The organism is Pandoraea terrae (assembly GCF_902459695.1).
GTDB lineage: Bacteria > Pseudomonadota > Gammaproteobacteria > Burkholderiales > Burkholderiaceae > Pandoraea > Pandoraea terrae.
In genome coordinates this window covers 243,317-256,290 of the sequence record NZ_CABPRZ010000003.1, presented here as the reverse complement: position 1 = coordinate 256,290, position 12,974 = coordinate 243,317, and the positions used below count along the sequence as shown (strand labels likewise).

General features: G+C 64.4%; 13 protein-coding genes. All 13 read left to right on the top strand.

Annotation, left to right across the window (positions count from 1 at the left end; genetic code table 11):
• Nucleotides 1-51: 51 nt before the first annotated feature.
• Nucleotides 52-1,335, top strand: a complete 1,284-nt coding sequence (gene purD, locus PTE30175_RS04930) for a phosphoribosylamine--glycine ligase (protein WP_150695936.1) — start codon at nt 52-54, stop codon at nt 1,333-1,335.
• 72 nt (nt 1,336-1,407) lie between these two features.
• Nucleotides 1,408-2,343 carry an oxygen-dependent coproporphyrinogen oxidase gene (hemF, locus tag PTE30175_RS04925; RefSeq protein WP_150695935.1) on the top strand — a complete coding sequence of 312 codons (936 nt, stop codon included), beginning with the start codon at nt 1,408-1,410 and terminating at the stop codon, nt 2,341-2,343.
• Between the two features lie 2 nt (nt 2,344-2,345).
• A complete protein-coding gene (locus tag PTE30175_RS04920; protein ID WP_224788605.1) occupies nt 2,346-3,059 on the top strand; it encodes a nicotinate-nucleotide adenylyltransferase in 714 nt (237 codons plus the stop codon).
• 84 nt (nt 3,060-3,143) lie between these two features.
• Complete coding sequence (rsfS, locus tag PTE30175_RS04915; protein ID WP_150695933.1) at nt 3,144-3,596, top strand: ribosome silencing factor; 453 nt, start codon at nt 3,144-3,146, stop codon at nt 3,594-3,596.
• Between the two features lie 30 nt (nt 3,597-3,626).
• Nucleotides 3,627-4,097, top strand: coding sequence for a 23S rRNA (pseudouridine(1915)-N(3))-methyltransferase RlmH (rlmH, locus tag PTE30175_RS04910; protein ID WP_150695932.1), 471 nt, complete (start codon nt 3,627-3,629; stop codon nt 4,095-4,097).
• 182 nt (nt 4,098-4,279) lie between these two features.
• Nucleotides 4,280-5,596, top strand: coding sequence for a sn-glycerol-3-phosphate ABC transporter substrate-binding protein UgpB (gene ugpB, locus PTE30175_RS04905; protein WP_420819607.1), 1,317 nt, complete (start codon nt 4,280-4,282; stop codon nt 5,594-5,596).
• Nucleotides 5,597-5,738: 142 nt separating this feature from the next.
• Entirely contained in the window at nt 5,739-6,635 is an 897-nt protein-coding gene (gene ugpA, locus PTE30175_RS04900; RefSeq protein ID WP_150695930.1) for a sn-glycerol-3-phosphate ABC transporter permease UgpA, read from the top strand.
• Nucleotides 6,632-7,477, top strand: coding sequence for a sn-glycerol-3-phosphate ABC transporter permease UgpE (ugpE, locus tag PTE30175_RS04895; RefSeq protein ID WP_150695929.1), 846 nt, complete (start codon nt 6,632-6,634; stop codon nt 7,475-7,477). Before ugpA ends, ugpE begins: the two co-directional genes overlap by 4 nt.
• Before the next feature lie 2 nt (nt 7,478-7,479).
• Nucleotides 7,480-8,577 (top strand): sn-glycerol-3-phosphate import ATP-binding protein UgpC, encoded by a 1,098-nt coding sequence (locus PTE30175_RS04890; RefSeq protein WP_150695928.1) that lies wholly within the window; start codon nt 7,480-7,482, stop codon nt 8,575-8,577.
• The gene (gene ugpQ / locus PTE30175_RS04885; RefSeq protein ID WP_150695927.1) at nt 8,574-9,353 is read left to right on the top strand and encodes a glycerophosphodiester phosphodiesterase; all 780 of its coding nucleotides are present in this window, start codon (nt 8,574-8,576) and stop codon (nt 9,351-9,353) included. The genes PTE30175_RS04890 and ugpQ overlap by 4 nt, the downstream gene beginning before the upstream one ends.
• A gap of 123 nt (nt 9,354-9,476) precedes the next feature.
• On the top strand, nt 9,477-10,076 hold the full coding sequence (locus PTE30175_RS04880; protein WP_150695926.1) for a Maf family protein: 600 nt from the start codon (nt 9,477-9,479) through the stop codon (nt 10,074-10,076).
• Between the two features lie 155 nt (nt 10,077-10,231).
• Nucleotides 10,232-11,701, top strand: coding sequence for a ribonuclease G (gene rng / locus PTE30175_RS04875; protein ID WP_150695925.1), 1,470 nt, complete (start codon nt 10,232-10,234; stop codon nt 11,699-11,701).
• Nucleotides 11,702-11,744: 43 nt separating this feature from the next.
• Nucleotides 11,745-12,947: a cation diffusion facilitator family transporter gene (locus PTE30175_RS04870; protein WP_150695924.1), complete on the top strand. Its 1,203-nt coding sequence runs from the start codon at nt 11,745-11,747 to the stop codon at nt 12,945-12,947.
• The last annotated feature ends 27 nt before the right edge of the window (nt 12,948-12,974 follow it).

Here is a 12,974-nt window from a genome sequence, read left to right as displayed (position 1 = left end):
GCATGAAATACGGCCCGGCCATTCGGCCGGGCCCCAGTTTGCGGAAACATCATGAAGATACTTGTTGTCGGCTCGGGCGGACGCGAACACGCGCTGGCCTGGAAACTTGCGCAATCGCCGCGCATCCAGCTCGTCTACGTCGCGCCGGGCAACGGCGGCACCGCCACTGACGAGCGGCTGCGTAATGTGCCGATCAGCGATCCAAAAGTCCTCGCTGAATTCGCCGTGCGCGAAGGCATCGCATTCACGGTCGTCGGTCCGGAAGCCCCGCTCGCGGCCGGCATCGTCAATCTGTTCCGCGCACGCGGCCTGAAGATCTTCGGACCGTCGCGCGAAGCGGCGCAGCTCGAATCGTCGAAGGATTTCGCGAAGGCGTTCATGAAGCGCCATCAGATCCCGACGGCCGACTATGAAACGTTTTCCGACCCCGTGCTGGCGCACGCATACATCGACGCCCGTGGCGCACCGATCGTGATCAAGGCCGACGGACTTGCTGCCGGCAAGGGCGTCGTCGTGGCGATGTCGCTGGAAGAGGCGCATGGCGCCGTCGACATGATGCTCGCCGACAACAAGCTCGGCGATGCCGGCGCGCGCGTTGTCATCGAGGAATTCCTGCACGGCGAGGAAGCCAGTTTCATTGTCATGGTCGACGGCAAGAACGTGCTGCCGCTGGCGTCGTCGCAAGACCACAAGCGCCTGCAGGACAACGACCAGGGCCCGAATACCGGCGGCATGGGCGCCTATTCGCCCGCGCCGATCGTGACGCCGCAAGTGCATGCGCGCGTGATGCGGGAAATCATCATGCCGACGGTGCGCGGCATGGAAACGGACGGCATCCGCTATACGGGCTTCCTGTACGCCGGCCTCATGATCGACCCGCAAGGCAACATCAAGACGCTGGAGTTCAATTGCCGCATGGGCGATCCGGAAACGCAGCCGATCATGACGCGCCTGAAGGGCGACTTCTCGAAGGTCGTGGAGCACGCCATCGCCGGCACGCTCGATCAGGTCGAACTCGATTGGGACCGCCGCTATGCGCTCGGCGTCGTGCTGGCCGCCCACGGCTATCCCGACACGCCGCGCAAGGGTGACCGGATCTCGGACATTCCGGCGGAAACGGCCAACACGGTGACGTTCCATGCCGGCACGCAGCTCGAAGACGGCGTGCTGTCGGTCACCGGCGGCCGTGTGCTGTGCGTCGTCGGCCTCGACGACACCGTACGCGGTGCGCAGAGCGCCGCCTACGCGACCGTCAACCAGATCCATTTCGACGGCATGCAATACCGCCACGACATCGGATTCCGCGCGATGGCGCGCAAGCCCGAACAGTCCTGATCGCCCCGCCGGGCCGTCTGCCCGGTACAATTCCGGTATTCACGAGACGATTCGAAGACGAGGAACCGGAGAATGACAGTGCAAGACGCCGCCAGCGCGCCCGATACCGGCGCGGTGCGCACCTATTTGCTCGGGCTGCAGGACCGTATCGTCGAGACACTTGAACGGCTCGACGGCAAACGCTTTCTGAGCGATGACTGGCAGCGCCCGGCCGAAGGCGCCCTGCGCGGCGACGGCCGCACCCGCGTACTCGACGACGGCGATTTCTTCGAGCGCGGCGGCGTCAACTTCTCGCATGTGGTCGGTGACCGCCTGCCGCCGTCGGCCAGCGCTTCGCGTCCGGAACTGGCCGGCCGCGGATTCGAGGCGCTCGGCGTGTCGCTCGTGCTGCACCCGCGCAACCCGTTCTGCCCCACGGTGCACTTCAATGTCCGCATGCTGCTGGCGACCGCGCCAGGCGTTGCCCCGGTCTTCTGGTTCGGCGGCGGCATGGATCTCACCCCGTACTATCCGTTCGAAGAAGACTGCCGTCATTTTCATCAGGCCTGCAAGGACGCGCTCGATCCCTTCGGCGCGGACCTGTACCCGCGTTTCAAGACGTGGTGCGACGAGTATTTCTATCTGAAGCATCGCCAGGAGCCGCGCGGCATCGGCGGGATCTTCTTTGACGACTTCACGGGCCAGGGCTTCGACGATGCCTTCGGCGTCATGCAGAGCGTGGGGGACGCGTTCCTCGATGCCTACGTGCCGATCGTCGAACGCCGGCGGGGCATGCCGTTCGGCGAGCCGGAGCGCGATTTTCAGGCGCACCGCCGCGGCCGTTACGTCGAATTCAACCTGGTGTTCGACCGTGGCACCCATTTTGGCCTGCAGTCGGGCGGGCGCACCGAATCGATCCTGATGTCTATGCCGCCGGTCGTCAAATGGCATTACGACTGGAAACCGGCGCCGGGTTCACCCGAGGCGAAGCTGTACACCGACTTCCTGATTCGTCGCGAATGGGTCTGACCATGGGGCAGCCTCAGGCCCACGGCCGCGCGCCGCGTGTCGGCGTGCTGGGCGGCACGTTCGATCCGATTCATACCGGCCACCTGGCGCTCGGTGCGTTGTTTGCACGCACCCTCGCACTCGACGAACTGATTCTGATGCCCGCCGGCCAGCAGCCGCAGAAGACCGGCAGCACAGCCGCCGAGCACCGGCTCGCGATGACGCGGCTGGCCGCCGACGGGTTGGCCGACACCATGCGCGCCGCCGGATTACGGGCGCAATTGACGGTCAGCACGCTTGAGATCGATCGTGCCGGGCCAAGCTACACCGTCGATACGATGCGCGCGTTGCGCACGCGGTACGGCCCGGGCGCGTCCCTTTCGCTGCTCATCGGCTCGGATCAGCTGATGCGCCTCAACACGTGGCACGCGTGGCGCGAATTGTTCGATTTCGCGCATGTTTGCGCGGCGGCGCGGCCCGGTTTTGACCGTCACAATGCGCCGCCGGAAGTGCGCGATGAGATCGTCCGGCGGGAGAAAACCGCTGACGAGGTACAATCTAGCCCTCGCGGCGGCATCCTGATCGACGATTCACTGGCCGTCGACATCTCCGCCACCGAATTGCGCGCCGCGCTGGCCGGCGCGGAGCATGGCAGCGGGCCCGGCGCCCGGCCGCCAGCCAACCTGCCCGCCGCCGTTTGGCAGTACATCCGCGATCAGCATTTGTATCGCAGTTGAATCAACACCGTAGGCATGGGCATGTCCGCGCGAGGTCCGTCTCGCGCACCTGTCCGGCTCCCCGTTTCATTGTAAAGACGCAAAATGGATATTCGCAAACTGCAGCGCCTCATTGTTGACGCGCTCGAAGACATCAAGGCCCAGGACATCAAGGTCTACAACACGCAGCACCTGACCTCGCTGTTCGACCGCGTGGTGATCGCCAGCGGCACCTCGAACCGCCAGACCAAGGCCCTCGCCGCCAGCGTGCGCGACAAGGTCAAATCCGCCGGCGGCGACATCATCAGCATTGAAGGCGAAGATGTCGGCGAATGGGTGCTGGTCGATTGCGGCGACGCGATCGTCCACGTCATGCAGCCGGCCCTGCGCCAGTATTACAACCTCGAAGAAATCTGGGGCGAAAAGCCTGTGCGCCTGAAGAGCGCCACGCCGGCCAAACGCGGCGCAGGTGCCGACGAAGGCGACGAGGAAGAAGACGAAGACGGCGAAGGTGCGTCGCCGGCGCGTCGTGCGGCCGTGCGCCGCCGCGTGCAATAAAGCCGCACCAGGACGTCACGGGGGCCCCGCATGCGTCTTTACATCGTTGCAGTCGGGCACAAGATGCCCGGCTGGATCGAGACCGCCTTCGCTGAGTACGCCAAGCGCATGCCCCCCGAGTTGCGCATCGAACTCAAGGAAATCAAGCCGGAACAACGCTCCAACTCGCGCACTGCCGAGACGGTGATGGCCGCCGAAGCCCAGCGGATCGATGCGGCGCTGCCCCGCGGGTGCCGTCTCGTCTGCCTGGATGAACGCGGGCAGGACCTGACGACCGCGAAGCTCGCGCAAGGACTGACCGGCTGGCAGCAGGACGGCCGTGACGTCGCCTTCGTCATTGGCGGCGCCGACGGGCTCGATCCTGATCTGAAAGCCCGCGCCGACCAATTGATTCGCCTGTCCAGCCTGACCTTGCCGCACGGCATGGTCCGTGTCCTGCTGGCCGAACAGCTCTACCGCGCGTGGAGCATCAACGCCAATCACCCTTACCACCGGGTCTGACACCGGCGCAAGACGGCCGCTAGAGGGCAGCTTCGATTCTGTTGCGTTCACGCACGTGCCGGGCCCGCCCCACCGTGGAAAAGTCATGCCGGCGTGGTAGTCTACGCGCGCTACCCCGCTCATATCCGCGAGCCGGGTACGACTTCTGTGAACCACCGGAGACAGGCATGAACCTACCCACCATGCGCCTGGCCGCCATCGGCACAATCGGGGCAGCGCTCGGCATGGCATTGTGTGGCACTGCAAACGCAGCCACCGAAATTCAGTTCTGGCACTCAATGGAATCCGCGCTCGGCGAGCGCGTCAACGAAATCGCCAACCAGTTCAACGCGTCGCAAAACGACTACAAGATCGTCCCCATCTACAAGGGCAATTACGAGCAGGGCATGGCCGCCGGCATCGCCGCGTTCCGCGCCGGCAATGCGCCCGCCATCCTGCAGGTGTATGAAGTCGGCACCGCCACGATGATCCAGGCCAAGAAGGCGATCAAGCCGGTCTGGGAAGTGATGAAGGACGCCGGCGAGCCGTTCGACGAGAAGGCCTTCGTGCCGACGGTCGCGAGCTACTATGCCGATAGCAAGACCAACCACCTCGTGTCGATGCCGTTCAACAGCTCGACGCCGGTGCTGTACTACAACAAGGACGCCTACAAGAAGGCGGGCCTCGATCCCAACAAGCCGCCGCGGACCTGGGCCGAAGTCGGTGCCGACGCCGCCAAGCTGAAGTCCTCCGGCCTCGCCTGTGGCTTCACGATGGGCTGGCAGAGCTGGACACAGCTGGAGAACTACAGCGCGTGGCAGGCGCTGCCGTTCGCCACGAAGAACAACGGCTTCGACGGCCTCGACGCCAAGCTTGCGTTCAACGGCCCGCAACAGGTCAAGCACATCGCCTTCCTCGGCAATATGGCCAAGCAGGGCACCTTCACGTACGTCGGCCGCAAGGACGAAGTCACGTCGAAGTTCTATAGCGGCGACTGCGGCATCGCCATGACCACGTCGGGTGCGCTGGCCAATATCGCCAAGTACGCCAAATTCAACTACGGCGTTTCGATGATGCCGTACGACGCCGACGTCAAGGGCGCGCCGCAAAACGCCATCATCGGCGGCGCAAGCCTGTGGGTGCTGGCCGGCAAGTCGCCTGCGGAATACAAGGGCGTCGCCAAGTTCCTGAACTACCTGGCATCGCCTGAAGTGGCCGCCAAATGGCACCAGGACACGGGCTACCTGCCGGTGACGAAAGCGGCCTATGAGCTGACGCAGAAGCAGGGCTTCTATGAGAAGCACCCGGGCGCCGACACTGCCATCAAGCAGATGCTCAACAAGCCGCCCCTGCCGTACACGCGCGGCTTGCGCCTGGGCAACATGCCGCAGATCCGCACGGTGGTCGACGAGGAGCTCGAAGGCGTGTGGAGCGGCAAGCTCCCGGCCAAGGAAGCGCTGGACAAAGCCGTGGCGCGCGGCAACGACCTGCTGCAACGCTTCGAGAAATCGGGCAGCTGACTTTTGGCATTGCAAGTCAAAATGGCCCGCTCGGTGAGCCGGCTGTGACAATGAAACGGCCGGCCCGTGTCGAAGATGCGGGCCGCGCCGCTTTCTGGCTGCCACGGGCGAGTGGCATGGATTGACGTACCGTAGGACCCTCATGGCGCAAAACTCAAGAGAACGCCCCCGCTTCGGCACCAGTTGGCTGCCCTATGCGCTGGTGGCGCCGCAGTTGTTCATCACGGCCGTGTTTTTTCTCTGGCCGGCCGGTGAAGCACTGTGGCAATCGACCTCCACCCAGGATGCCTTCGGCCTGTCGAGCCAATTCGTCGGCCTCGAGAACTTCGCCAGCCTCACGCGCGATGCGCTTTACCACGCCTCGTTCCAGACCACGCTGCTCTTCAGCGGCCTGGTCACCGCCAGCGGCCTTGTGATTTCCCTGCTGCTCGCGGCCATGGCCGATCGCGTCACGCGCGGCAAGCGCTTGTATCAAACGCTGCTGATCTGGCCGTACGCCGTTGCCCCCGCGATCGCCGCCGTGCTCTGGGCCTTTCTTTTCAATCCGAGCATCGGCCTGCTGACCTACGGTCTGGCCAAGTTCGGCGTGCAGTGGAATCATGCGCTCAACGGCGGGCAGGCGATGTTTCTGGTCGTGCTGGCCTCGGTGTGGAAGCAGATCAGCTACAACTTCCTGTTCTTCTACGCCGGACTGCAGGCGATCCCGCGCTCGCTGGTCGAGGCCGCCGCCATCGATGGCGCCGGACCGGTGCGCCGCTTCTTCGGTCTCGTGCTGCCGCTGATCTCGCCGACGACCTTCTTCCTGCTGGTCGTCAACCTGGTCTACTCCTTCTTCGATACCTTCCCGGTGATCGATGCCGCCACCGGCGGCGGGCCGGGCCAATCGACCAACACCCTGATCTACAAGATCTATTCGGAAGGCTTCAAGGGGCTCGACCTCGGCAGCTCGGCAGCGCAGTCGGTGGTCCTGATGACGATCGTCATCGTCCTGACGGTGATTCAGTTCCGCTTCATCGAACGCAGGGTCCAATACGCATGATCGAGAATCGCAAAGGCCTCGACATCTTCTGCCACGTCATGCTGATACTCGGCGTGATCATCGTGGTGTTTCCGCTCTATGTGGCATTCGTGGCCGCCACCATGAACGAGCAGGAAATTTTCAACGTGCCGTTATCGCTGATTCCGAGCAGTCACCTGTTCGAGAACATGGGCCATATCTGGTCGCAGGGCACCGGCGACGCCGCCATGCCGTTCGGCCTGATGCTCGGCAACAGTCTGTTCATGGCGCTCGTCATCACGATCGGCAAGATTTCGGTCTCGATTCTGTCGGCGTTCGCGATCGTCTACTTTCGTTTTCCGCTACGCAATCTGTTTTTCTGGCTGATCTTCGTCACGCTGATGTTGCCCGTCGAAGTACGGATCTTCCCGACCGTGCAGGTGATATCCAGCCTGCAGCTGATCAACAGCTACGCCGGCCTGACGATTCCGCTGATCGCCTCGGCCACGGCGACGTTCCTGTTCCGGCAATTCTTCATGACCTTGCCCGACGAACTCGTCGAAGCCGCGCGCATCGACGGCGCGGGCCCGATGCGCTTCTTCTTCGACGTGGTACTGCCACTGTCGAAGACCAACATCGCGGCGCTGTTCGTCATCACCTTCATCTACGGCTGGAATCAATACCTGTGGCCGATTCTCGTGACCAACGCCCCATCGATGACGACGGCGGTCGTCGGCATCAAGAGCATGATCGGCAGCGGTGACACCGCCACCCAATGGCAGCTCGTCATGAGCGCCACGTTGCTCGCGATGCTGCCCCCGCTCGCAGTGGTGCTGCTGATGCAGCGCTGGTTCGTCAAGGGCCTGGTCGATTCGGAAAAGTAAACATGGCAAAACTGAAACTGCACGGCGTCAAGAAGACCTACGACCAAAAGCATCACGTGCTGCACGGTGTCGATATCGACATCGAGGACGGCGAGTTCGTGGTGATTGTCGGTCCGTCGGGCTGCGGAAAATCCACCCTGCTTCGCATGGTGGCCGGGCTGGAATCGATCAGCAGCGGCAGCATCCTGATCGGCTCGCAGGTCGTCAACCAACTCGAGCCGAAGGACCGGAACATCGCGATGGTGTTTCAGAACTATGCCTTGTATCCGCACATGAACGTGCGCGAGAACATGGCGTACGGTCTCAAGATTCGCGGCCTCGACAAGAAGAAGATCGAGGAACGCGTGGCCGCCGCCGCGCGCATCCTGGAACTCGAACCGCTGCTGCAACGCAAGCCGCGCGAGTTGTCGGGCGGCCAACGCCAGCGTGTGGCGATGGGCCGGGCGATCGTGCGCGAACCAGCGGTGTTCCTGTTCGACGAACCGCTGTCGAACCTCGATGCGAAGCTGCGCGTGCAGATGCGCCTGGAAATCCAGCGGCTGCATGCGCGCCTGAAGACGACCAGCCTGTACGTGACCCACGATCAGGTCGAAGCGATGACGCTGGCCGATCGCGTGGTCGTGATGAACAAGGGCATCGCCGAACAGATCGGCAGCCCGACCGATGTCTACGAACGCCCCGCTTCGCTGTTCGTCGCCAGCTTCATGGGCTCGCCCGCGATGAATCTGCTCAAGGGCCGTGTCGACGCCGACGGCAAGGCGTTCCTCGTTGACGGCGGCGGCCCCACCCTGCGCCTGCCGCCGACGAGCATGGCGTATGCCAACCGCGAACTGGTGCTCGGCGTGCGCCCCGAACATCTGTTGGCGGCCGAACAAGCCAACGGCGCGGGAGCGTTTGCTGCGCAGGCAAGCCTGAAGGTCGATCAGCTCGAGCGTCTGGGCGCCGACAATCTCGCGCATGGCATGTGGGGCGACCAACCGGTGACGGCGCGGTTGCCGCATGAACTGCGGCCTGCCGCCGGCACGATCGTGCCGCTCGTGATGTCGGCGCGCGCGCTGCATCTGTTCGATGCGGCCACCGGCAAGCGGGTCGAAGCATGAGCGCGCCCAAGCCCGTCATCGCGCCGCGCCCCCTCTGGCCGGGCTGGCCGTATCCACGCATCGTCGCCCATCGCGGGGGCGGCAAGCTCGCGCCCGAAAACACGCTCGCCGCATTCGACATGGGCGCATCGCTCGGGCTGAAAATGGTCGAGTTCGACGCCAAACTGTCGAAGGACAACGTCGTGTTCCTGCTGCACGACGACGACGTTGACCGCACCAGTAACGGCCACGGCCCGGCAGCCGCCATGACGTATGCGGAAATCGCCGCGCTCGACGCCGGCAGCTGGTTCGACGCCCGCTTCGCCGGCCAGGCGATGCCGACACTGGCCGAGGTCGCCGCCCGCTGCGCGACGCATGGTTTGGCGGCCAACATCGAGATCAAGCCGTGCCCGGGCCGGGAGGCCGAAACCGGCCGGTGCGTGGCGCTCGCCGTGCGCGACCTGTGGCAAGGCAAACAAGCCCCCGTGCTGTCGTCATTCTCGTATGAAGCACTCGAAGCCGCAGCGGTGGCTGCGCCCGAGTTGCCGCGCGGCATGCTGTACGAAGCCGTGCCGGCGCACTGGCGCGATGATGCGCAGGCGCTGCAGACGGTCTCGCTGCACGCCAGCCACACGCATCTCGAAGGCCCGCTCGTCGCCGCGATCAAGGCCAGCGGCCTGAATATTCTTGCCTACACCGTCAACGAACCCGACCGGGCGCGCGAACTCGCGGCATGGGGCGTCGACGCCATCTGCACGGACCGCATCGATCTGATCGGCGCGGACTTTCTCGAATGACCCTGTGCGCGCTTTCGTGAGCGTGTACGCCGGTAAATCCGGCATAATAATGGCCACCTGCCGCCGCCGCGCCCCACATTGCGCGGCGGCGATCCCACGCGCCCTTCAGCCTAGCCGACGCCCATGCCGTACATCTATCTCGCTTCGCAAAGCCCCCGCCGCCAGGAACTGCTGAACCAACTCGGGGTGCCCTTCGAGTTGCTGCTGCCCGGCACCGACGAGGATGCGGAGGGGCTGGAGGCGGTATTGCCGGCGGAGCCGCCTGATGATTACGTGCGGCGCGTGACCCGGGCCAAGCTCGACGCGGCGCTCGCCCGCCTGACGAAGAGCAGGCTGCCGGACGCACCCGTCCTCGCGGCCGACACGACCGTCTGCCTCGACGGGACCATCCTCGGCAAGCCGTTCGATCGCGCCGATGCAAGGGCTGTCCTCGCACGCCTGTCGGGCACGCGCCACCGCGTGCTGACTTCGGTAGCCGTCGCGGCCGGGGGCCAGATCCGTCAGGCCCTCAACATCTCGCACGTCTGGTTCCGACCGCTGCGGCAAAACGAGATCGAGCGTTATGTCGACAGCGGCGAAGCGATGGGCAAGGCCGGCGCCTACGGCATTCAGGGCAAGGCCGCCGAATTCGTCATGCGCATCGACGGAAGCTATTCCGGTATCATGGGCTTGCCCCTGTGCGAAACCGCCGCACTGCTGCGGCAAGCCGACGTCGAGTTCTGATCGTTCCCGTCCGTTTGCTGCGAAGCAACATCGTTTAGCGCCGCTGTTGCGGGACGGCGCGCACCGCCCCACGCACATGGCGTAGGCGCCGCGCCTGCTGTCACGCCACACGGGCCTCACGCCGGGCATTGTCCGGCACGCCTTCGCCACCACTTATGAACGAAGACATTCTCGTCAACATCACCCCGCAAGAAACGCGGGTCGCGCTGATGCAGTTGGGCGCCGTACAGGAGCTGCATATCGAGCGCACGCTATCGCGCGGGCTCGTGGGCAACATCTATCTCGGCAAGGTCGTGCGCGTGTTGCCCGGCATGCAGTCCGCCTTCATCGACATCGGGCTGGAACGCGCGGCATTCCTTCACGTTGCCGACATCTGGCATCCGCGTAACGGGCACGATACGTCGACGGCTCACCCGCAACCACCGATCGAGAAAACGGTGTTCGAGGGTCAGACGCTGATGGTTCAGGTCATCAAGGACCCGATCGGCACGAAGGGCGCGCGCCTGTCCACGCAGGTCAGTATCGCCGGACGCACGTTGGTGTATCTGCCGCAGGAGGCGCATATCGGCATTTCGCAGCGGATCGAAAGCGAAGCCGAGCGCGAGGCGCTGCGCAACAAGATCCAGTCGCTGGTGCCTGCCGACGAGAAAGGCGGATTCATCGTGCGCACGATCGCCGAAGACGCGGACGATGCCGAACTGTCCAACGATATCGCCTATCTGCGCAAGTCCTGGCAGACCATCGGCGAAGAAAGCACGCGCACGCCGGGCCCGGCGCTGCTCTATCAGGATCTGAATCTGGCGCAGCGCGTGCTGCGTGATTTCGTGCATGAGGATACGGGCAAGATCCTCGTCGACTCGCGCGAAACGTTCGCGCGCCTGACCGAATTCGCGACGGCCTACACGCCGGCCGTGCTCGGCAAGCTCACGCACTACACCGGCGAGCGGCCGCTGTTCGACCTGTATAACGTCGAAACGGAAATCGAGCGGGCGTTGTCGCGCCGTGTCGACCTGAAGTCCGGCGGGTATCTGATGATCGACCAGACCGAGGCGATGACGACCATTGACGTCAATACGGGCGGCTATGTCGGCGCGCGCAATTTCGATGACACCATCTTCAAGACGAACCTCGAAGCCGCGCTGATGATCGCGCGCCAGTTGCGGCTGCGAAACCTCGGCGGCATCATCATCATCGACTTCATCGACATGGAAAGCGCGGATCATCGCGACTCCGTGCTGGCCGAGCTCAAGAAGGCGCTCTCGCGCGACCGTACACGCATCACGGTGAACGGTTTCTCGCAATTGGGACTGGTGGAGATGACCCGCAAGCGCACGCGCGAATCGCTCGCGCACGTGCTGTGCGAACCGTGCGCGATCTGCGCGGGCAAGGGCCAGGTCAAGACGCCGCGTACGTTGTGTTACGACATCCTGCGTGAGATCCTGCGCGAATCGCGCCAGTTCAATCCGCGCGAGTTCCGCCTGATTGCCTCGCAGACGGTCGTCGATCTGTTCCTCGAAGAGGAATCGCAACACCTCGCGATGCTGATCGACTTCATCGGCAAGCCGGTTTCCTTGCAAGTCGAATCGTCGTTTCATCAGGAACAGTACGACATCATTCTGATGTGACAGCACGCCCGGCCTTGTGCCGGGCGGCCTGCCCCCAATGCCCATGGCACACGCTCCGCTCGACACTTCATCGCCTCACGCCGCCGTTGCCGGCACGTCGCCCTCCGACCATAAGCATGCCGTCGCGCGACGCTCCACCTGGGTCAGCATCTGGGTCAACGTCGTCCTGACCGCCGCCCAGATCGTCATCGGCATCATGGCCCGCTCGCAGGCACTGATTGCCGACGGTATTCATTCGCTGTCCGACATCGTGTCGGACTTTGTCGTGCTCGCAGCCACGCGCGGCAGCGAGCGCGGCCCCGACGCCGATCATCCTTACGGCCACAGCCGGTACGAAAACGCCGCGTCGCTGTTTCTCGGCGGCGTCCTGCTCGCGGTCGGCGCCGGCATGCTGTGGCGTGGCATCGAACGGCTGCTGCACCCCGAAGACATTCCCGCCGTGCATGTCTCGGCACTGGTTGTGGCGCTCATCGTACTGGTCGGCAAGGAGGGACTGTTCCGCTACATGCTGCGTGAAGCGCAGCGCGTGCGCTCCGCCATGCTTGTCGCAAATGCCTGGCACGCACGTTCGGATGCGGCTTCCTCGCTCGTCGTCGCCTTCGGGATTCTCGGCAATCTCGCCGGATACCGCGTCCTCGATCCCGCCGCCGCCGCGCTGGTCGGCCTGATGATCGGCCGCATGGGCTGGAAGTTCGGCTGGAATTCATTGCAGGACCTGATCGATCGCGGTGTGGACGATGCCGACATCGAACGCATGCGTGCCCGGCTGCTCGGCACGCCCGGCGTGCGGGGGCTTGACAGTCTTCGCACGCGGAAAATGGGTGACCAGGCCGTCGTCGACGTGCATCTGCTGGTCGATCCGCATATCTCGGTGTCGGAAGGTCACTATATCGCCGAGCAAGCGCGCAATGCCGTCATGACCGACCCGCAAGTCCTCGACGTGCTGGTGCATATCGATCCCGAAAGCGATACGAAGGGCACCGCGCAGCGGGACTGGCCGTCGCGCCCGACGCTGACGGCATTCGCGCAGTCCCTTTGCGACAGCCGAGGGCTCGCGCTTGTGGATTTGACGCCGCACTACCTCGACAACGGCATGGAAATCGACCTGACATTCGGCAACGCGCCCGCGCTTTCCGATACGCAGGCAGCAGCGGCGCGCACCGAAGTCGCGGCAGCGCTGGCGGCACACTTCGGACTGCGCCGGGTGCGGCCGCTATTGGCGTTGGACGACACGCCGTCAGCTTGAGCCCGCGGTATCGGCGATATCGGCAGA